Here is an 18,262-nt window from a genome sequence, read left to right on the forward strand (position 1 = left end):
CGCCGCGTTCACGGAGCGAGAAGTACGCGTTTCCGGAGGAGCTGGAAGCCGGCTCGGCCGAACATCTGACGCTTGAGCATCTTGATCCGGTTGACTTGCCCTTCGACCACGCCCGAGTTCCAGGGCAGGGTCAGACCGGCGATAACGGCGTCGCGGTCGCGGTCGATACCCACGGCGAGAGTGTGCAGACTGGGCAAGTCGTCCTGGCGGACCGCGTGGAGCCACTGCGGGAGGCGTTCACCCTGGCGCTCGGTGGGCATCTGGGCGAAGGATCGGACATAGCCGGTAAGGGCATCGAGTTCGGGACAGTTGGCCAGGACAGCTTTGAGCCGGAGTTGCTCAGTCTCGGTGAGGGATTCCGGACGGCTGAGGATCCACTTGGCCACCACGCGGGGTGCCGGCGTCTGTGCGGTGACGGGGCGGGGCGAGGCGCGCTGCTCTCCCGGATGTAGGCGCTGACAATGCCGTAACTGCCCAGGTAGCCGAGCGGGACGATCTCCTCCCAGAGCTTCCAGGCGTTGGTGCAGCCCTCGTTCCAGCGGTCGTCCAGGTAGGACTTGCCCCGACCCTCCCTCTCCGAACTCGTCCACGGCAACGCCGCCTTCCTCGTCTTCGCCGCCCTGCCGACCGCCGCCGCGCTGCTCCGCAGGACGCTCACGGCCCGGCCTGCGCACGGCCTGCGCACGGCCCTGAACACCCTCACCGTGGCCTCGGTCACGACCACGGCGCCGCTCGCGGTCTTCCTGGTCGACGTGATGGACGGCGGCCCGTCGCTGGGACTGGGCGGTGCCCCCACGCTCGTCGGTCTCGTCGAACGCCTGGTACTCGCCGCCGACTTCGGGTGGGTCGCGCTCGCCATAGCAGCGGCGGGCGCCCGCAACGAGCAGGGGCGGGACCGTCGTGCCTGATCGGCGCATGGACCGACTCGCCGTCCCCGCCCCTGCCAACCCCGCGCGGTTCGACTCGTCGACTGGTTCCTCGCGGCCGGCACCGCCGTCGCCCTCCTGGCCGGCACCGCCCGGCTCGGCGGCCGGCTGGACGCCGCGGGAGCCCTGCCGCTCGCCCTGTGGCTGGGCCTGCTCCTTCTGACTCGCCGCCGGTGGCCGCTCGCCGTGCTGCTGCTGAGCGTGCAGGCCGTCGTCGTGTTCCGCACCTCCGGACTCACCGACACCGGCTGGGTGTGGCCGCTCCGCCACGTACGCCACCCTGGCCGCCGACGACCGGCCCGGCTGCCCCGGCCTCCCATGGGCGGCCGGTGTCGGCTTGGCAGAACTGGCCTTCGCCGCGACCTGGGAGACGACCACCGGCGGCGCCACCCCGCGCGAAGGCCTCGGCTCCCTGGGCGCCGAGGCCCTGTGGCTGGCGGTGCTCCTCGCCGCCGCGACCGCCTACCGCAACCGCCTCCGCTGGCGCGCCGAACTCGACGAGCACCTGCTGCGGGCCGTGCGGGAACGGGACTCGGAGGCCGGCCGGCGGATCGCGGAGGCCCGCCTGGAGATCGCCCGCGAACTGCACGATGTCGTCGGGCACACCCTCACCGTCGTCGGGATCCGGCTCCGGGTCGCGGCGGAGGTCCTGGACGACTCACCGCAGGAGGCGCAGGCCTCGCTCAACCACCGACCAGCAGGTCCGTACCGAGGCCGTACGGGACCTCGGCGCGCTCGTCCACGTGCTGCGCGCGCCGGGCGAGGCCCCGGAAGACCCCGCCGCCGGAGTCCCCGAGGTCGCGGCGCTCGTCGACCGGATGCAGTCGGCGGAGCTGGACATCCGGCTGGGGACGTCCGGCGATCTCGCCGCCGTCCCCGCACCGGTCTCCCTCACCGTCCACCGCATCGTTCAGGAGGCCCTCACCATCACGTACCGCGATCCGGGATCATCCCACGCTCAAGATCCACTTCCGGAACACGCCGTGGCGCACTTGTCGGGGCGGCAACGCTCAGAGCGCGTCGAATGCCGCCTGGAACGCGTCCGCCGTGGGGACTATGACGACCGCCTTCCCCCGGAGATCCGCAGGAAGATGGCGGCGCTCCTCCTCGTGGAAGATCAGCGCGCCACCGTCCTGGGGCACGATCGAGGCCCTGAGGGCTGCCGCCAGCCGAGCAAGCACGCCGCTCATCGCGCCACGGGCGAAGTGCGTCGCCGTCACGCACAACATCACGTCCTCGTCCTGGGACGCGTGGTAGAGGTCCGCCTCGCCCCCGTCCTCCGCGCGGAGCTGGGAGAAGCCCTCCCCCGGGCCGCCCGCCACCACGTACGGCTCCGTCACCTGCCGGAATCGTTCGGCGTCCAGGGCGACGGCCTCACCGGCCATGAACCGGAGCAGGAAGATGCTGTAACTCACGGGTACACTCTGCCATCGCCATGATCCGCCGGACAGGCCCGAGGCCGGACCGGTCTGCTGTTCCAGGTGGACCTGCGCAAGCCAGAAGGTCCGTTTCGTCCCTCTGCCGCCAGGCCCCACGCGCTGCACCTTGAGGTCCTCCGGACCCGCGGGTGACGTCCCACACGAGTTGAGCAGAAGGCACACTTCCTGCTGCACGCCGACCACGACGCCCTCGCCCATCGCAACGAGACCGGCACCGAGCCGGACAGCCACAGTGATCGACACGGCTCGCATCCCGCCGGCTCGCATCCCACCAGATCGCGTAGCCGACCTCATCACCGGTCACGCCAGGTGACCCGGCGAAGGTCGCTCTACCGACCCCTCGGGTCAGACGACAAGGCGAGCGCTTGTTTGTCAGCCATTTGTGAAGCCTCAGCACACAAACTCGGGCGCCTTGCCCGCAGGTGATGTGCGCATTGTTCGAAGCGGCGACAGGAAGTTGGGGAGGACGCTGAGCGTCATACCGACTGCACCGATCCACAGGGTTCCTGTCGCTCCGAACACAGAGCCCGAGACTCCGCCCAAAAGACCACCGAGAGGAATGCCACCCCAGGATATGAATCGCGTCGTTGCGCTCATCCGACCCAGAAGCCGATCCGGTGTCAGCGCCTGTTGGAAGCTCGATTGAGAAACGACGCGGACGACTCCACCCAGTGAAAGAACCGCTAGTCCGATCGCAGCCACATACACGCTCCAACCTGGCCGCGCCAACGGCATGAGGACGGTGAACGGACAGGTGACCAGCGACGCGATCCAGATGACCGGGCCTTGCCCGACCCGCTTCGAGACCGTGGCTGCCAACAGTGCACCCAGCAAGGCACCACAACCCATTCCCGAAAGAATGAGACCAATACCGAAGGGCTGGAGCCCTACCTCCCGCTCCAAAAACACCAGCAACATACTTTGATACATGACCAGAAAGAGGTTGAATACCGCATCTCCGAGCATGATTGCACGCAGGATCGGATGACTTAGAACGAACTTCAATCCTTCCTTGATCTCTCGACCCAATTGAGGGTGCCCACTTCGCTCTGGCTTCTGTTCACGTTTCCGGATAGTGACCGCCAGCAGCCCCGACATAGCCATCCCGGCCGAACTCACCAAAAGCGTTGCAGGGGCTCCGACCAGCCCGACCAGCGGCCCTGCCACCGTCGGCCCGCTGATGCTGGTCACCGAGCGCATTGCCGACAGTTTTGAGTTTCCTTCAACAAGATTGTCGCGTCCCACCAAGTGCGGGAGATAGCTGACGTACGCGACATCGAAGAAAACAGTCAACACTCCATGAACCAAGGCGACTGCGTAGAGCCACCAGATGGTGAGAAGATCTGCCCACCACGCCACCGGTACCGTCAAGAGGACCAGCGCGCGAACGAGATCAGCACTGATCATCATCGATCGCTTCCGCATGCGGTCCACCCACGCGCCTGCCGGCAGCCCGACCAGGAGCGATCCTGCCGCAGTCATCGCGGTCAGTAGTCCGACCTGGAACTCGCCGACATGCAATGCCGCAATGGCAACCAGGGGCAGGGCAAGAAAGATGATGCGATCACCCAGCTGACCGAGCGCAGTGGCGGCAAACAATCGCCCGAAGTCCCGATCACCTAAGAGACCGAGTCGGGAGGGTTTTGACATTCGAATACCCCACTGTCGAATTGCAATTTCTCTGTAATGACTTCAACGACTACGGACGGTCGACCCCGAACTCGTAGACCACTTCCCGGCGCACGTCCGGAATGACCATGTCAGCCGTTTCCACCGGACGTCCGTCGATGTCGTAGATGGTCCGCTCGATCTGAAGCACGAGGTCACCCACGCTGATCCCTAAAAGGTTCGCCTCCACCTGGGTGGCACGAGCCGGGCGCGGCACCTCGACCACAGTCGAGATGACCACGCCGATGGAGCGCATGCGCTCGACCACCCCCTTTCCCGCCAGGGGACCCATCTCGGGCAGCACGATCGGCGTTCCATCCGTGATCGCCATCGGCTCCCAGGATTCGGAAAGCTGGACGGGTTGCCCGTCAGCGAGGAACTCGTAATGCGTATTGACGCAGAGGTCTCCGGGACTGATGGCGAGCCGCTCGGCGACTGCCTCGGGGGCAGGGACGCGTACCTGGCTATGTGAATCCCAGGCGTCGGCCCTCCCCCGCTCTTTCCCGTCGGTCCAGGCGTGTGGGCCTTGCCTGCGTTCGCGGTGCCGCGAGCGGACCAGCCGCAGGCGCTCGCGCGGCGTGCGGACGTACGTGCCCGAGCCGGCGCGTCCTTCGAGCAGACCGTCGGTGATCAGGCGGTCCATGGCCCTCTGCATGACGTTGCGTCCGACCCCGTACTCCTCGGCGAGCCGCGCCCGGGACGGCAGGCGCTCCCCGATCTCCCACTCTCCCGCGAGAATCCGTGCGCGCAGCACGTCGGCTACTGCGAGGTACGGCGCCTCTCGGGGCATGAGCGATCCTCCGGCTGTCCTGCGCTGCGGCAACTGGTCGTTCCCAGGGGCCGTTGGCAAGTTACTGCACCAGGTGAAAGCTGCTGGAGTAGAAATACGCTCGGCACTCATCCGCCTACGGAGGTTTGCGGCATCGTGCACGTGATCGCCCGCCGCGGCACCCATTGCGGAGTCGGGCCGGGCACCTTCGCCGGATGATCGCTTCGATCCAGTTCAGCCATGAGCCGTAGGCCGGCAGGAAGACCAACTGGACCTGCCAACCGGGCGCCCGGGCGCGGGGCCTTGACGTGTCTGTGCAAGAAAAGTTGTCCCGCACAAGCGCCAGGGGCTGAACAGGCCGGTTCAGCCGTACCTGGCAGAGTCGTCATGCCTCGATGCAGGCCACCACAACGACCGTACGCAGCGCGGTGACGAAGTACAGGACGCGGACGGCTTCGATCTCGTCCGTGTAGTGGCGCAACTCGGGACGGGCGCTGTCGCCGGGTAGAGGCTCGCCTATCTCGGGGTCGACGGAGCCGGCGACCAGGGAGCGGTCCAGGGCATGGATCGCGTGCTCGGTGGTGAGTTCTTCGAGCTGCTTGGCCGCGGATTCACTGAACGCGATCCGGGCGCGTCTGGGGGTGTGGTGGGGTGTGGCCGGGTGTCATCAGGCGACGGCCGGGCGCTGGGCGGCGTAGGCACGGACCGCGTCGGCGGCCGCAGGCGCCAGCTGCTGCCGTGCGGCGGCGCGCCGACACCGACGGCACGTTCTACCTGCCCCGCTGGGCTCGGTGTGAGGCCACCCGGACCCGGGTTGCGCAGCGCGGGGTGCAGTAGCGCTGCGGGGTGCGGCGGCCCGTGTCGATGAAGTAGTGGTTGCAGTTGGGTGCGGCGCACTGCCCCCAGGCGCACCGGCCACGTTCGCTGAGCCAGAGCCCGAGGGCCAGTGCGGTGGTGGACAGCAGCCAGTGGGTGGGGTCGGCGTTTTGAGGCGCTCTGGTGTGGAGGGACCAGGGGCGCCCAGGGAGGCGGACGAGGTAGGGCTGGGCGGGGTGCTGGTCGAGGAGGGTGTTGATCGCTTCGGCCGCCTGGTCCTCGTCGTGCATCGCCAGGATGTGGATCAGGCGGGCGGTGGCTTCGCGCAGCCGCCGGGCATCGGACTCGGTGAGCGCGAACGATGGACCGCTGTGGCGCTCCAGGAGGGCCTGGAAATCTGCCGCGCTCATCTGGGTGCCGTCCTGGACGGTGTTGGCCAGTTCAGCGATGAAGTGGAGGCCGCGGGGGTTGGCCCCGGTCAGGTCCTCGGTCATGGGCTTCAACCTCTCCGGGTGGGTTCGTCCAGCGGGCAGCACTCTCTCACGGTAACGTCAAAATTCAGAAATGAACGTTACGACTGATGGTTGCCGGACCCGGTCGCTCTCGATCCGCCTCGTGGCAGGCCGTTTTGACGCCTGCCGTGAACCACCCCATGGAGAGCCATGCATTTTCCGAAGACGACTCCCGTACTCATCGTGGGTGGTGGGCCAGTGGGTCTTACTCTGTCGAACCTGTTGTCCCGGTACGGCGTGGACCATCTGCTGGTCGAAGCCCGTCCGGGCACCTCCCGCCATCCCAAGGCCCGCGGGGTCTCGGCCCGCTCGATGGAGATCTTCCGGCGCTGCGGGCTCGAAGACGCGGTCCGCGGCGCCGGCCTTCCGGCCTCCCAGGTCTTTTTCTACCGGGGCAGGGATCTGGTCGACCCGGACTTCGTGCGCAGCGGCGTTGCTCACGACGCGCCGGGGGGTGATGGGAACACCCCGTCGCCAGGGCTGATCTGTTCTCAGGACGCGCTGGAACCGGTCCTGTTGCGGCGGGCCCGCGAGCCGGCGGCTGACCGGGTCCGATTCAGCGCGCGCTTGCTGTCCTTCACCGAAGACGGGGAAGGCGTGCGCGCCGTGCTGGAGGACCGCGCCGACGGCGAGCAGCACACTGTGCGTGCCGAGTGGCTCGTCGGCTGCGACGGTGCCGCCGGTACGGTCCGTGCTGGTGCGGGCGTCGGGATGGACGGCCCGACGGGCCTGGGTCATTTCCTCAGCGTCCGTTTCGAAGCGCCGCTCGGCGAGGTGGTGGCCGACCGGGCGAGCGCCTCGTACTTCCTCACTCCCCCCGGGCAGGGCGGCTTCATGGCCGTGGACAACAACCGTCACTGGATCTACCAATACCCCTTCGACCCCGATCACCGGCGCGGGGACGAGGACCTCACCGACCAGGAGCACCTCAAGAACCTCGTCCGGGCCGCGGCCGGCATCCCGGACCTGGAGGTGTCCGTCCGCGACACCATGGTCTGGCGTATGGACGCCCAACTGGCCTCCACCTACCGCAGCGGGCGCATCCTGCTGGCCGGAGATGCGGCACATGTCATCCCGCCGACCGGAGGGCACGGCATGAACACGGGGATCGGCGACGTGGACAACCTTGCCTGGAAGCTCGCCGCCGTCACCACCGGCCGCGCCACCGCGGCACTGCTGGACAGCTACGAGGCCGAACGCCACCCGGTGGCCCGGCAGGTCATCGACCTGTCCACCGAAAACGCCCGTGCCCGTGCCGGCTACCGCATCGACGACGAACTCCTGCTCACCGCCGCCTACTGCTCCACCGCCGTCATCCCCAACCCCGAAACACCCACCCGGCCACCGCTGGACGCATCCAGCTACCACCCGAGTGGCGACCCGGGACACCGTGCCCCGCACACAAGGCTCAACGGACCGTCCGGGATCTCCTCCACCCTGGACCTCATCGGACCCGACTTCACCCTGATCACAGCGGCGGTCACCCCGGCCTGGCAGCAGCAGGCGGATACCGCCACAGCAGCCGACATCCCCGTCACCGTCCGCCGGCTCAACAGCGGCCGGCTGCGCGAGGAACATCCCGGTTCCTTCAACCGGTTGTGCGCCATGGCCGCAACCGGAGCCGTTCTGGTCCGCCCTGACGGCCACATCGCCTGGCGCGCCTCGTCCCCGTCCGCCTGCCCGGAACTCCTGCAGGCTCTTCAGCGCATCCTCACCGGCGCACGGGTTCCGTCGTCCGCCACGGGGATCAGCCACTGAGTGTGCCGATGAAGGCGCGGACGTCGGTGCCGAACAAATGCGGTCGCGCGACGGGCAGCCAACCGCGGTCGGCAACGCGACCGCGCACTGCGCACGGATCGCCAAGGGCCTGCACATCCTGCGCCTGGCCGAGAAGCCCCGCCCCCGCTACCGCCACCGGATCAAGGCACCGCCCACCTCCAGGACGTACCCCGCGGGGTAGGTCCTGCGCGGCTACGACGTCGAGCAGGAACCCGTCCGTGAACCCAGCGGAACGGGTACTCAGATGTTAGTAACAACTCCTCGTGGTGGCGCCCGAATTCCCGAGACCGCTGTGACATTCCCCCAGGCTTCGCGCCTTCCACAACTGGCTGTCGCCCGTGCATAGTCCAGGGGCGCACTGCCCCACACATGATGGTGATCGATCGAGAGGGACCCAGCAGTCATGACACCGGAAACGATCCCCACTGCTGTCGCAGGCACTTGGCTCCTCGGCGACATGAGAGTCAACCGGATCGGCTTCGGTGCCATGCGACTGACCGGCAGCGCAGCCTTCCACCTCGGCACATCCGGCGCCCGAGGCCAGGCGCTGGATGTGTTGCGCCGAGCCGTCGAGCTCGGCGTCAACCACATCGACACTGCGGCGTTCTACTTCTCGCGCCTCCGCTCCGCCAATGAACTGATCAACTCGGCCTTGTCGCCGTACCAGGACGACCTCGTCATTGCCACCAAGGTCGGCCCCGCCCGGGACGCCTCGGGCGAGTGGACAACGCCGGCCCGGCCCGACCAACTGCGCGGCCAAGTCGAGGAGAACCTGCGCCAGCTCGGTCGCGACCACCTCGATCTGGTCAACCTACGCGTCATGGGTCAGGAATCCATCGCAGAGCACTTCGGGGCCCTTGCCGAGTTGCGCGACACCGGCCTTGTACGGCACCTCGGGATCTCCGGTATCCGGCCGCATCACCTTGTTGAGGCCCAGGCGATCGCGCCAGTGGTCTGTGTTCAGAACCGCTATGGAATCGATGCACGTGACAGTGAGGGGCTGATGCGGCACTGCGCTGCACAAGGCATCGCGTTCGTACCGTTCTTCTCCATCGCCGGCGACGGGCGCGAGACGGGAGCACCGGCTGTCGAAAGCCCTGCGGTACTCGCTGTCGCCCGCGCGCACGGCACGTCATCTGCCCAGGTCCGGCTCGCCTGGACGCTACAGCAGGGGGACCACGTGCTGCCCATTCCCGGCACCGGCAACCCGGACCATCTGATCGAGAATCTGGCGGCAGGTGCACTGCGGCTGACCGATGAGGAGATGGCGCTCCTCTCCGGAGAACACTCGGCGTGAACTGCTCCTGCTCCTGCTCCGGTCAGGGGAGCTCGGCGCCTCCTGTCGCCTGGTGTGGGCACCGCACCCGCATGTCCGCTGGCCGCGACCTGACCGCCCGCTTCGCGCAGCCCTGATTCACGCAGCGCCCGAACTGCTCCCCAGCCAGAACAGGAGCCGGACGGCACACAGCGGGATCCTGCGCTTGCAACGCGTGATCCGGTCACATGGCCCGAGGCCGTAACAGCACTCGCCTGGGTCCAGAGCTCACGATCCAGAACGCAAGCCCAGAGCACTGTGCTCCACCACACCCGAGGGAAGATCGCTCTTTCCCGAAGCCCGAGCAGTCAGCTCCACGAGTCCGGCCCGGAGGTCGGCGGCCGGCTCACCAAGGACGATCGCGCTGATGATCAGCTCCATCATCAGGCGGTCGTACTCGTCGCCCATGCTCCGATAGCGCTCCCCATCGGCCTCCACCACGGCAGAGGCGATCTTCCTCCCACCACCGGTCACCTGGGCAAAGGACGCCTCATAGACGCCGTGACCGGTCCAACTCCGGTGCATGAGAACGACATCGGCTTCGACGAAGATGTTCCACTTCTCGTCCATGCCCCGGGCTCGATATCCGCGCCGGATCCGGTCCCAGTCCTCGTCGGTCCAAACACGATCAGGCAACTGAGGCACCGGCCTGGGCGCGTTGATCGGATGGAGGCGCCGGAATGACTCCCGGCTGAGCGCAACATCGTCAGTCATGAGGTGATCCTACGGATACTCTCGACGACGGCCGAATGCTGACCAGTTCGTATGCGTACGGAGGCTCGGCGCCCGCGCGCGAGCAGGTGATTGCCGCCGCCCGGGCGGCGAATGTCAGCAGCGGGTGCCAGCCATCGCTTGGGGGTGCCAGCCATCGCTCCCCAGCGCGGCCAGCGCACCCGGCACAAGCAGATCCCGCTCGGCAAGCGCGTGCAGCAGGGCCGCGTTCACCGTGTCGCCGGCGCCGATCGTGTCCACGACCTCGACGGTCTCGCCCGGGACCGTGAGGGACCGCCGTCCCGTGTGAAGACCGTGAGCCCGCCGCCGCCCCTGGTGATCACCACGGCCGTGGGCCCGGCGGTGAGCCAGCCCTGTACGGCTCCGCCCAACCAGTCGGCGTCCTCCTCGCTCAGCTTCAGCAGGGAGACATAAGGCAGCCAGTTGTCGAAGCGCTTCCGGTACGTGTCCGCGTCGGGGATCAGCCCAGGTCGGATATTGGGGTCGAGAGCGATGAACGTCCCCGTGGGAGACACGGTGGCGCAGGAGTGGATCGTCCGGACCGGTGGGGAGATCTCCGCCGGATACGAGGGGGCAATACGGTTGCTCCCCAACGCCGCGCCCGAGCAGCGTCCCACGGGGATCGTCTGTTATATCGACCGGGTCGCGGCGGGGGTTCTGCACGCCGCCGCCCGGCTCGGCATCGTCGTACCCGATGATCTGTCGGTCGTCGGGTACGACGACCAGGAGCACATGGCCGCGTACCTCACCCCGCCCCTGAGCACGGTCGCACTACCCCACCGGTTGATGGGAGAATCGGCCGCCCGGCTGCTTCTCGATGCCATCGACGCCGGGACACCCCGGGCATCGAGGTCCACCGGGCGCGGTGTCCGGTGGTCAGCCGTGCGTCGGTGGGATCAGCGCTCAGCCGGTAAGCCGGGCCCAGCGCCTTCCACGGTGAGCTCGCCGCTCCTGCCAGAATCGCCACATGGCTGAACGCAACAAGGGTCACGGCTACCTGCTGGACAACCAGCAATCGGAGGCGGGCATCCGCTTCGGCGCCCTCAGCGAGTTGTTCGATCCGGTGACGTTCCGTCACGTCGATCAGCTCGGTATCGCCGCCGGGATGCGATGCTGGGAGGTCGGTGCCGGCGCTCCGTCCGTACCCCTCGGGCTGGCCGAGCGGGTCGGCCCGACGGGAGCGGTGGTCGCCACCGACATCGACGTGTCGTGGACCCGGAACATCGACGGTGGCGTGATCGAGGTGCTGCGGCACGATGTGGCAGCCGACCCGCCGCCGCCCGGGGGCTTCGACCTCGTCCATGCCCGGCTGGTCCTGGTACACGTCACTGATCGCGCCGAGGCGCTGCGCCGGATGGTCCAGGCGCTTCGGCCCGGCGGCCGGCTGCTCCTGGAGGATGCCGACCCGGGGTTGCAGCCGCTGTTGTGTCCGGACGAGTCCGGTCCCGAACAGCGGCTTGCGAACCGACTGCGATCCGGTTTCCGCGCCTTGATGGCGGCACGTGGCGCTGACCTCGCGTACGGGCGAACGCTCCCCCGGCTGCTGCGTGAGGCCGGTCTTGAGGACGTCCAGGCCGATGCGTACTTCCCGATCACCTCGCCGGCTTGTGCCGTCCTCGAGGCCGCGACCGTACGGCAGATCCGCCACAGCCTGGTGGCGGAAGGGCTCGCCACCGACGAGGAGATCGACCGCCACCTGGCGAACGTCGCCACCGGACGCCTCGACCTTGCCACCGCTCCCATGATCTCCGCGTGGGGGCGCCGCCCGTAATCCTGCCCGATCGCCTCGCCGCCTATCGGCAGTGATCACAGTGAGTGCCGGAGCCTTCTTGTTCCTTGAGTAGTTGAGCAACTGATTCACTGAGTCACTGAGTCACTGAGTCACTGAGTCACTGAGTCACTGCCAAACAGGCGTGTCTGCCCCAGGAGTTCCTGTTTCCGCTTCGGCCGACGGCCGAGGTCTCATCCGTGCTTGCGGAGGTACGCCGCCAGCTCGGCGGCCCCGTTCAGCATCCCGCGGCCGCGGGCGGACAGCCGGGCGTGCCAGTCGCACAGTGCGGCCTCCAGTGGCTCCAGCCCGCCGGCCGCCCGCACCTGAGTGATCAGCGGCGCGATCTGTTCCAGCAGGTAGCCGCCCCGCCTGAGTTGGTGGGCCAGCCGGGCGTCCCGTACGTCGGCCTCGTCGTAGACGCGGTAACCGGTCAGCGGGTCGCGGCGCGGGTTCACCAGCCCGGCGCGCTCCCATTTGCGCAGCGTCGCGGGCCGGATTCCGAGCTTCCCCGACAGGGGCCCGATGAACGTGTCTCCGGGCCCGGACACCGTGGTCGGCTCGGCCCCCACGCCGGCCTCGGGTGCCGGAGTGGGCTCCAGGTCGCGGAGGGCGCTCTCCACGGCCTGGAGTGTTCGCCGGTCGTCGAGCAACTGGGCGTGGCTCTCGTCGATCAGGCGGAACGCCACGTCGACCGTACCCTCGTTCACCGCCCGCATAATCGACGTCGCCGTCCGGTGGCCGTGCCCGGGCACCAGGGCGAGGAACGCGCGCAGGGCCTGCGCGTGCAGCGAGGTATAGGTGCGGTAGCCGTGAGGTGTGCGATCGGCGGCCGGAAGGATGCCGGCCTCCTCGTAGTTCCTGATCGCCTGTGTGGACAGACCGTGCCCGCGCGCCAGATCAACCGGCCTGAGTCGCTCACCGTTTTGAAGGTTTCGTCCCATGGGACCGACGATAGCGCGGGAAAGTTTCAACCGAAGGTTCAACGATACCGTTGAATGCATGGCTACTGACATCAAGGAAACAGCCCATGCCGTCGATGCTGCCGCCGTCCTGAGGCTGCTCCCGACCCGGCCTCGGCTGCTCGCCCTGGGCGAACCCACCCACGGCGAGGACACTCTGCTCGACCTGCGCAACGAGCTCTTCCGGCAGCTGGTCGAACAGGAGGGCTACCGGACGATCGCGCTCGAGAGCGACTGCATGATGGGCCTGGTCGTGGACGACTACGTCACCTCGGGCACGGGCACTCTCGACGAGGTCATGGAGCATGGAATCAGCCACGGCTGGGGCACCTCCGCGGCCAACCGCGAACTCGTGCGCTGGATGCACGACTACAACGACGGCCGGCCCGCCTCCGAGCGGCTCCGCTTCGCCGGTTTCGACGGCCCGCTGGAGATCACCGGCGCCGCGAGCCCCCGGCAGGCCCTCACCGCACTTCACGGCTACCTCGCGGGCCGGGTGGACGCGGACCTGCTCCCCTGCACCGCGGAAACACTCGACCGCCTGATCGGCACCGACGACCGGTGGACCGATCCCGCCGCGATGATGGACCCGTCCCAGTCCGTGGGGCAGTCGGCCGAGGCCGGTCAGCTGCGGCTGCTCGCCGATGATCTGGTGGCGCTTCTCGATGCGCAGACGCCGCACCTGATCACGGCGACCTCTCGGGACGGCTGGGACCGGGCGCGCCTGTACGGGCGCACCGCGACCGGCCTGCTGCGCTACCACCACTGGATGGCCGACACCTCACCGGCCCGCATGACCTGGCTCGTGGGCGTGCGGGATCAGATGATGGCCCACAACCTCCTCGCCGTCGCCGCTCGGGGCCCGGCACTCGTCCACGCCCACAACTCCCATCTCCAGCGGGAGAAGAGCACGATGCGGATGGGCGGGAAGCCGCTGGAGTGGTGGAGCGCCGGTGCGCTGGTGAGCGCCCAGCTCGGCGAGGGGTACGCCTTCGTGGCCACGGCCCTCGGCACGATCCGGCACCAGGGTGTGGACACGCCGCCGCCGGACAGCGTCGAAGGACTCCTGTACGCGCTCCCGGAGGACCGCTGCGTCATCGATGCCTCACGGCTGGCCACCGCCCTCGGCGACAGGTTGCCCGCGCCCCGCGTGTCCCCCTGGTTCGGCTATTCCGCGCTCGCCCCGGCCCACCTGGCGGGCAGCGACGGCATCGTCTTCATCAAGGACATCCCGCAGAGCTAGGACCTGTCCGACCCTGATCCGCCGGACACGCCCTTGAGGCTGCCTCGGCCGCGGCACGGTCCGTCACCCGCCCCGAGGCTGCCGGCGCGGATCGCTCCGTCAGCAGCCCGGGTCGGGCTGCCGACGGGATGACGAAGAAAGCCAGTGCAGCGAGGACCGCCACACTCGCTGCAAGTGCCAAAGCGCTTGGAAGGGACCAGGTCGCGACCGGTCCGGCAGCCGAAGCTCCTAACGCGAATCCGGTGATCTTCAAGCTGGCACCGGTGGTGAAGATCTGGCCCCGCAGGTGTTCTGGAGCCTCCCGATGACGGACTGCGAACAATGCGGCCAGTTGGGGCCCTTCACCGATCCCGACCATCACCACGGCCACGATCAGCAAAGCTGGTTGCCCCGGCGCGGCCAAGGCCAACGCGGCAGCCTGGACGAGGGCACTGACCCAGATGACCGTGTCGGGGGCGACCAAGCGCGGAAACCTCGCGAGTACGGCGTTGGCCATCAGGGCAGAAGTCGCCGCACAGGAGAGCAGCATCGCGCCTCGGCCGGCTCCGCCCAGGACACGCTCGCCGAGGAGCGCGATGCAGGCCGTCAGCATGCCCTGAGCGGCACAGGAGACGACCGAGGTGAGGGTCGCTCGGGCCAGCGGCGGTTTCCTGATGATGACCCGTATTCCGGCAGCGAGGTCGCTGGTCACTGACGTCGTCCGAAGGCGCCGCCCCCGACCGGGACGGGCAGGCAGCATCCACGCGGCGGGCAGCGCCAGGCCGATGAGCCCCGCGGAGACCACCACAGCCGTCGGGGCTCCCAACACCTCCGCCATGCCGCCGGCGAGTGCCGGACCGGCCAGACTCGCCGCACTGAACGTCATGGAATCGAGCGTGTTCGCCCGGGGCAGGCCGTCACCCGTCACCACCCGAGGCAGTTGGGCCGTCCATCCGCCCGACAGGGCCGGCCCCAGCAGCCCCGTGACAACTGCGATCAGAATGGTGACAGCGAACGGCAAGCGGCCGAGCCCCACGAGGATCGTCCCCAGGCCGGCCGCGTACAGGACGAGGGCCACGGCCAGCAGGCGGCCCGGCCGTCCTGCTCTGTCGAGGATCGCCCCGAGCACCGGCCCTCCCACCGCGGCGGAGATCGTGATGCCAGCGAGCAGCGACGACGCTTCCGTGGTCGATCCGGCCAGCGTGAATCCTGCCAGCATCAACGCCGGTCCTGACATCTCGTCCCCGGCACGAGCTGCCACTGCTCCGGCGAGATAGCAGCGGAGCGAGTAACGCCTTTCCATGAGGGAGACGTTACGGAGGTAACTCAAAACTCCGCAATATGCGTTACATTGCGCATGTGTCCTCCACCATCGACGACTGGTCCACCCGGCACTCCGTACTGAGCATGGCTCGGCGGACCGCAGCCCTGATCAACGTTCTCGACAACGACTGCCCCAACCCCACCGAAGTCGCCGAAGTACTTCGTGCATACGGTGAGACCGACCCCATCGAACTCACCACTCACGACGCAGCCGCAATGCGTGCGGCTGCGGCCCTGCTGTGGGAAGTCTTCGCCGCCGAGACCACCGACGGTGCCGCCGACCGCCTCAATCGCCTCCTGCGGGAACACACCGGAGCGCTCCGCCTGACTTCGCACGGGGGCAGCGCCCCCTGGCACCCCCATCTCGACCACGACGACAACGCCCCCTGGGACGAGTGGCTCCTAGCCTCGTCCTGCATGGCCCTGACTGTTCTTGTCTGGGACCGCCAACGTCCGCCCGGCAGGATCTGCTCCTCGCTCAGCTGCCGGAACGTCTTCATCACGCAAGGCAGCGGCCCGGAGCGCCGCTACTGCTCCCGCCGGTGCGCAACCCGCGAACGCGTCGCAGCCCACCGACGTTCCCATTCCGCCGAGCAGTCGAGCGAAACCAGGTAGGACACCCGGAGCCGATGCACCATTCCCTCCTTCGACGCACGCGTTCAGTCCTGACAGCCGTAACCACCATGGCAGGAGTAGGTGCGCCGATCGGTGCATGATCCGGGCCGGATGCGCGACGGAAGGCGGATGAGGTCGGGTGCGGTGGCCGGGAGGATGGCCGTCGTGGAGATCGAGGACCGGACGGTGCCCGCCGATCCGGACGTGCCGGTACGGATCTACCGCCCGCACCCGGAACAGGGCGCCATCGTCCGGCTGCACGGCGGCGGACGCGGATCAGGCCACGGCTCGGGTGGTCGCTGAAGCGAAGCCGAGCCACGTGTGTCGGTTGCCCTCCCAACACCAGCCCACCTTCGGCGCGTTACGGTTGTCTCGGCCGTCTCGCCCGGTCCCATTACTGATCCACAGGGCCGGTGTTCGCGCGTCGAGCGTGCCGTTGGCTTTCCGTAGGCGGGAGCCGATGGTCATGAAGCAGTGGCCCCGTTCGAGTACCGCCGGCTGCTGGAGCACCCAGTGGATGGCCTCCACCAGGAGCAGAGGAGTGCGGCCTCCTTCAACTATGGCGGGTAGTGCCTCGTCAGGGCTCCAGTTCGCCATGTGATCGCCTCGGTCGAGGCCCTCCACCACGTAGATCGGTTCGTCGGGCACGTTCATGGGCTCGATGGGCGAGAACTGATCGATATCGGGCATGTCCACCACGACGAACCCCGGCTTCCCCCGATGCCGGAGCAGGGGCGCGAGGGCCGACGCCGGGACCCGGTCCGCGCCAACCACAAGAAGGCCGGCGCGAGCCCTGGTCTCCGCGGCCATGGAGCGCAGCTCAGCGGGCCGGAAACCGCCGAGTTCATGCACTCCGAGCTCGATCAATCGCTCTGCTTGCGCGGCAATCGAAGGCAGAGTGTGCAATTCGGCTGGCATGCGACTCCATGGGAACGTCGAGGCAGGGCAGGCTGGTACTCGCCTGCCTACAACGCGATGGACGCCGGAATCGTTCCTCGCTTCCATGACCAATGCCCGACAGCTGGTGACGGACATCGTCGAGAGAGGCAGACCGGCTCTCGTTGCGGGGTCAAGAACCCTGCAAACCTTCCTGGCTGCGTTCTGTCTCTTCGTTCTGTCTCTTCGGTCTTGCGTATCGAGGGACGGACCGCTCCGGAGGCCGCATAAGATCTGCCCGTGATCGCTGATCTGCAATGTGTGGTGCTGGACTGCTCGGATCCGGCGGAGCTTGCCGGATTCTACTGGTCGCTGCTCGGTGGGACCGTCAATCGGCAGGACAAGCGGTGGGCAGTCGACGACGACTGGACGACGCTGCACACAGAGGCCGGTCTCGTCCTCGCCTTCCAACGATCCGCCGACTACCGGCCGCCGCAGTGGCCCGACCCTGAACGGCCCCAGCAGTTCCATCTGGACTTCGGTGTCGCGGACCTCGACCAAGCCCAGGAGCAGGTGCTGGCCTGCGGCGCGACAGTGCTGGACGACGGTACTGACGGGCGGAGCTGGCGCATCTACGCCGATCCAGCCGGGCATCCGTTCTGCCTGGTCCGCCACTGACACCAGTTCCCGGCCCCCTCGGCTCGGTGCGGGATCACGTCCATCACATGCCTGATACCGCGTCGGCGGAGGGATCGGCACCGGCCCAGCCCACTCGTCGTCAGACAGCTCCCCCTGCTGAGCAGGATGAGAACAACGAGCTACCTGGTCGAAGAGACACGCCTACAGCCGGCGAGCCGCAACAACCGCTGAACTGGAAGGTGTTGTGAGTACTTCAGTGGCGTCCAGTGCCGGATGAGTGAGGTAGAACAGGCGGAGCTCATCCACTTCGCCGCCGAAACGAGGCGGCCACTCGGGTGAGGGGGTGAAGTCGTCCAGGATGAGAAGGCCACCGGGAGCGAGCAGCTCGACGACCCCCTGGGGATCGTCGCGCTTGCCCCCGCCGTCGCAGAAGAAGACGTCGAAGGGGGCATGCTGCTCAAGCAGCCGCCAATCACCGGTGAGAACGCTGACACGCTCGTCGTCCGCGAAGACACCGGCCGCTCGACAGGCCAGCTCCTCGTCGCGCTCTGCCGTGACCAGGCGTGCATTGGTGCCGAGGCCACTGTGCAGCCAAGCGGTGCCCACTCCGGAGCCGGTGCCGCTCTCCGCGATGATTCCGTGGGGTTTCGCAGCAGCGGCCAGCCTGAGCAGCCTGCCCACTTCGGGGATGCAGCTCTTCTTGAATCCCGCCTCAGAGGCGATACGCTCTGCGGCCACCACACGAGGCGGAACCGCACGTTCCGTCATGATTGTGATCACGCCCCCTTCGCTATAGAGCATGACGCTATCCGCCAGCAGAGGCCTCCGCACGGCGTTTCGCCGGTCCGGACCCGGAGGATCTTCCCGATCAAAGTACCAACGGCCGTTACGACCGTGATCC

The 18,262-nt window shown here is 68.0% G+C and carries 21 protein-coding genes and 3 pseudogenes; 11 read left to right on the forward strand and 13 right to left on the reverse strand.

From position 1 onward, the window contains the following. Window positions 1-8: 8 nt before the first annotated feature. On the reverse strand, window positions 9-674 hold the full coding sequence (locus tag OG978_RS48180; RefSeq protein WP_442817640.1) for an ISL3 family transposase: 666 nt from the start codon (window positions 672-674) through the stop codon (window positions 9-11). Between OG978_RS48180 and OG978_RS02210 the strand changes: the two genes are divergently transcribed. Further along, window positions 558-908 carry a hypothetical protein gene (locus tag OG978_RS02210; RefSeq protein WP_326763545.1) on the forward strand — a complete coding sequence of 117 codons (351 nt, stop codon included), beginning with the start codon at window positions 558-560 and terminating at the stop codon, window positions 906-908. The genes OG978_RS48180 and OG978_RS02210 overlap by 117 nt on opposite strands. Before the next feature lie 535 nt (window positions 909-1,443). After that, window positions 1,444-1,599, forward strand: a pseudogene (locus OG978_RS48185) (histidine kinase); the annotation flags it as partial. A 10-nt stretch (window positions 1,600-1,609) separates the two neighbouring features. On the opposite strand, the gene OG978_RS02215 reads toward OG978_RS48185, so the two are convergent. The 6 genes from OG978_RS02215 to OG978_RS02240 form a co-directional block, all read right to left on the reverse strand. Continuing rightward, window positions 1,610-1,828, reverse strand: coding sequence for a hypothetical protein (locus OG978_RS02215; RefSeq protein WP_326763546.1), 219 nt, complete (start codon window positions 1,826-1,828; stop codon window positions 1,610-1,612). 108 nt (window positions 1,829-1,936) lie between these two features. Then, the gene (locus OG978_RS02220; protein ID WP_326763547.1) at window positions 1,937-2,341 is read right to left on the reverse strand and encodes a hypothetical protein; all 405 of its coding nucleotides are present in this window, start codon (window positions 2,339-2,341) and stop codon (window positions 1,937-1,939) included. A 414-nt stretch (window positions 2,342-2,755) separates the two neighbouring features. After that, window positions 2,756-4,015 carry an MFS transporter gene (locus OG978_RS02225; RefSeq protein WP_326763548.1) on the reverse strand — a complete coding sequence of 420 codons (1,260 nt, stop codon included), beginning with the start codon at window positions 4,013-4,015 and terminating at the stop codon, window positions 2,756-2,758. A 49-nt stretch (window positions 4,016-4,064) separates the two neighbouring features. Continuing rightward, window positions 4,065-4,823: a GntR family transcriptional regulator gene (locus OG978_RS02230; protein ID WP_326763549.1), complete on the reverse strand. Its 759-nt coding sequence runs from the start codon at window positions 4,821-4,823 to the stop codon at window positions 4,065-4,067. Between the two features lie 364 nt (window positions 4,824-5,187). Further along, a complete protein-coding gene (locus tag OG978_RS02235) occupies window positions 5,188-5,427 on the reverse strand; it encodes a hypothetical protein (protein WP_326769903.1) in 240 nt (79 codons plus the stop codon). A gap of 145 nt (window positions 5,428-5,572) precedes the next feature. Next, window positions 5,573-6,112, reverse strand: a complete 540-nt coding sequence (locus OG978_RS02240) for a CGNR zinc finger domain-containing protein (RefSeq protein ID WP_326763550.1) — start codon at window positions 6,110-6,112, stop codon at window positions 5,573-5,575. Window positions 6,113-6,280: 168 nt separating this feature from the next. Here OG978_RS02240 and OG978_RS02245 point away from each other — a divergent pair, with 168 nt between their 5' ends. The 3 genes from OG978_RS02245 (at window position 6,281) to OG978_RS02255 (ending at window position 9,206) form a co-directional block, all read left to right on the forward strand. After that, entirely contained in the window at window positions 6,281-7,888 is a 1,608-nt protein-coding gene (locus OG978_RS02245; RefSeq protein WP_326763551.1) for an FAD-dependent monooxygenase, read from the forward strand. 37 nt (window positions 7,889-7,925) lie between these two features. Beyond that, window positions 7,926-8,090 (forward strand): hypothetical protein, encoded by a 165-nt coding sequence (locus tag OG978_RS02250; protein WP_326763552.1) that lies wholly within the window; start codon window positions 7,926-7,928, stop codon window positions 8,088-8,090. A 222-nt stretch (window positions 8,091-8,312) separates the two neighbouring features. Continuing rightward, window positions 8,313-9,206: an aldo/keto reductase gene (locus OG978_RS02255; protein WP_326763553.1), complete on the forward strand. Its 894-nt coding sequence runs from the start codon at window positions 8,313-8,315 to the stop codon at window positions 9,204-9,206. 246 nt (window positions 9,207-9,452) lie between these two features. Here the strand turns inward: OG978_RS02255 and OG978_RS02260 are convergent, their stop codons facing one another. Together OG978_RS02260 and OG978_RS02265 are read right to left on the reverse strand one after the other, a co-directional pair. Then, complete coding sequence (locus OG978_RS02260) at window positions 9,453-9,938, reverse strand: hypothetical protein (protein ID WP_326763554.1); 486 nt, start codon at window positions 9,936-9,938, stop codon at window positions 9,453-9,455. Continuing rightward, window positions 9,931-10,459 (reverse strand): annotated as a pseudogene (locus OG978_RS02265) (PfkB family carbohydrate kinase); the annotation flags it as partial. The gene OG978_RS02260 and the pseudogene OG978_RS02265, both read right to left, overlap by 8 nt. Between OG978_RS02265 and OG978_RS02270 the strand changes: the two are divergent. Beyond that, a pseudogene (locus OG978_RS02270) lies at window positions 10,428-10,870 on the forward strand (substrate-binding domain-containing protein); the annotation flags it as partial. The pseudogenes OG978_RS02265 and OG978_RS02270 sit on opposite strands and share 32 nt — an antisense overlap. Window positions 10,871-10,923: 53 nt before the next feature. Next, entirely contained in the window at window positions 10,924-11,727 is an 804-nt protein-coding gene (locus OG978_RS02275; RefSeq protein ID WP_326763555.1) for a methyltransferase domain-containing protein, read from the forward strand. Between the two features lie 191 nt (window positions 11,728-11,918). Here the strand turns inward: OG978_RS02275 and OG978_RS02280 are convergent, their stop codons facing one another. Next, window positions 11,919-12,668 carry a TioE family transcriptional regulator gene (locus tag OG978_RS02280; RefSeq protein ID WP_326763556.1) on the reverse strand — a complete coding sequence of 250 codons (750 nt, stop codon included), beginning with the start codon at window positions 12,666-12,668 and terminating at the stop codon, window positions 11,919-11,921. A gap of 58 nt (window positions 12,669-12,726) precedes the next feature. On the opposite strand from OG978_RS02280, the gene OG978_RS02285 reads away from it, so the two are divergent. After that, entirely contained in the window at window positions 12,727-13,929 is a 1,203-nt protein-coding gene (locus OG978_RS02285; RefSeq protein ID WP_326763557.1) for an erythromycin esterase family protein, read from the forward strand. Here OG978_RS02285 and OG978_RS02290 read toward each other — a convergent pair. Then, a complete protein-coding gene (locus OG978_RS02290) occupies window positions 13,907-15,211 on the reverse strand; it encodes an MFS transporter (protein ID WP_326763558.1) in 1,305 nt (434 codons plus the stop codon). The two genes, OG978_RS02285 and OG978_RS02290, sit on opposite strands and share 23 nt — an antisense overlap. A gap of 38 nt (window positions 15,212-15,249) precedes the next feature. Between OG978_RS02290 and OG978_RS02295 the strand changes: the two genes are divergently transcribed. Both OG978_RS02295 and OG978_RS02300 read left to right on the forward strand, forming a co-directional pair. Then, the gene (locus OG978_RS02295; protein WP_326763559.1) at window positions 15,250-15,846 is read left to right on the forward strand and encodes a CGNR zinc finger domain-containing protein; all 597 of its coding nucleotides are present in this window, start codon (window positions 15,250-15,252) and stop codon (window positions 15,844-15,846) included. A gap of 144 nt (window positions 15,847-15,990) precedes the next feature. Continuing rightward, on the forward strand, window positions 15,991-16,149 hold the full coding sequence (locus tag OG978_RS02300; protein WP_326763560.1) for a hypothetical protein: 159 nt from the start codon (window positions 15,991-15,993) through the stop codon (window positions 16,147-16,149). Here OG978_RS02300 and OG978_RS02305 read toward each other — a convergent pair. Continuing rightward, complete coding sequence (locus OG978_RS02305; RefSeq protein ID WP_326763561.1) at window positions 16,123-16,764, reverse strand: DUF5701 family protein; 642 nt, start codon at window positions 16,762-16,764, stop codon at window positions 16,123-16,125. The genes OG978_RS02300 and OG978_RS02305 overlap by 27 nt on opposite strands. A gap of 258 nt (window positions 16,765-17,022) precedes the next feature. On the opposite strand from OG978_RS02305, the gene OG978_RS02310 reads away from it, so the two are divergent. Then, the gene (locus tag OG978_RS02310) at window positions 17,023-17,400 is read left to right on the forward strand and encodes a VOC family protein (protein WP_326763562.1); all 378 of its coding nucleotides are present in this window, start codon (window positions 17,023-17,025) and stop codon (window positions 17,398-17,400) included. Window positions 17,401-17,562: 162 nt separating this feature from the next. On the opposite strand, the gene OG978_RS02315 is transcribed toward OG978_RS02310, so the two are convergent. Next, window positions 17,563-18,162 (reverse strand): O-methyltransferase, encoded by a 600-nt coding sequence (locus OG978_RS02315; protein WP_326769904.1) that lies wholly within the window; start codon window positions 18,160-18,162, stop codon window positions 17,563-17,565. Between the last annotated feature and the right edge of the window lie 100 nt (window positions 18,163-18,262).

This window comes from Streptomyces sp. NBC_01591 (assembly GCF_035918155.1).
Lineage (GTDB): Bacteria > Actinomycetota > Actinomycetes > Streptomycetales > Streptomycetaceae > Streptomyces.

Excerpts from the sequence above, each read along its gene's own strand:
- OG978_RS02225 (WP_326763548.1), bottom strand. The coding sequence starts at position 4,015 with ATGTCAAAACCCTCCCGACTCGGTCTCTTAGGTGATCGGGACTTCGGG.
- OG978_RS02230 (WP_326763549.1), bottom strand. The coding sequence starts at position 4,823 with ATGCCCCGAGAGGCGCCGTACCTCGCAGTAGCCGACGTGCTGCGCGCA.
- OG978_RS02240 (WP_326763550.1), bottom strand. The coding sequence starts at position 6,112 with ATGACCGAGGACCTGACCGGGGCCAACCCCCGCGGCCTCCACTTCATC.
- OG978_RS02245 (WP_326763551.1), top strand. The coding sequence starts at position 6,281 with ATGCATTTTCCGAAGACGACTCCCGTACTCATCGTGGGTGGTGGGCCA.
- OG978_RS02250 (WP_326763552.1), top strand. The coding sequence starts at position 7,926 with ATGCGGTCGCGCGACGGGCAGCCAACCGCGGTCGGCAACGCGACCGCG.
- OG978_RS02255 (WP_326763553.1), top strand. The coding sequence starts at position 8,313 with ATGACACCGGAAACGATCCCCACTGCTGTCGCAGGCACTTGGCTCCTC.
- OG978_RS02260 (WP_326763554.1), bottom strand. The coding sequence starts at position 9,938 with ATGACTGACGATGTTGCGCTCAGCCGGGAGTCATTCCGGCGCCTCCAT.
- OG978_RS02275 (WP_326763555.1), top strand. The coding sequence starts at position 10,924 with ATGGCTGAACGCAACAAGGGTCACGGCTACCTGCTGGACAACCAGCAA.
- OG978_RS02280 (WP_326763556.1), bottom strand. The coding sequence starts at position 12,668 with ATGGGACGAAACCTTCAAAACGGTGAGCGACTCAGGCCGGTTGATCTG.
- OG978_RS02285 (WP_326763557.1), top strand. The coding sequence starts at position 12,727 with ATGGCTACTGACATCAAGGAAACAGCCCATGCCGTCGATGCTGCCGCC.
- OG978_RS02290 (WP_326763558.1), bottom strand. The coding sequence starts at position 15,211 with ATGGAAAGGCGTTACTCGCTCCGCTGCTATCTCGCCGGAGCAGTGGCA.
- OG978_RS02295 (WP_326763559.1), top strand. The coding sequence starts at position 15,250 with ATGCGTTACATTGCGCATGTGTCCTCCACCATCGACGACTGGTCCACC.
- OG978_RS02305 (WP_326763561.1), bottom strand. The coding sequence starts at position 16,764 with ATGCCAGCCGAATTGCACACTCTGCCTTCGATTGCCGCGCAAGCAGAG.
- OG978_RS02315 (WP_326769904.1), bottom strand. The coding sequence starts at position 18,162 with ATGCTCTATAGCGAAGGGGGCGTGATCACAATCATGACGGAACGTGCG.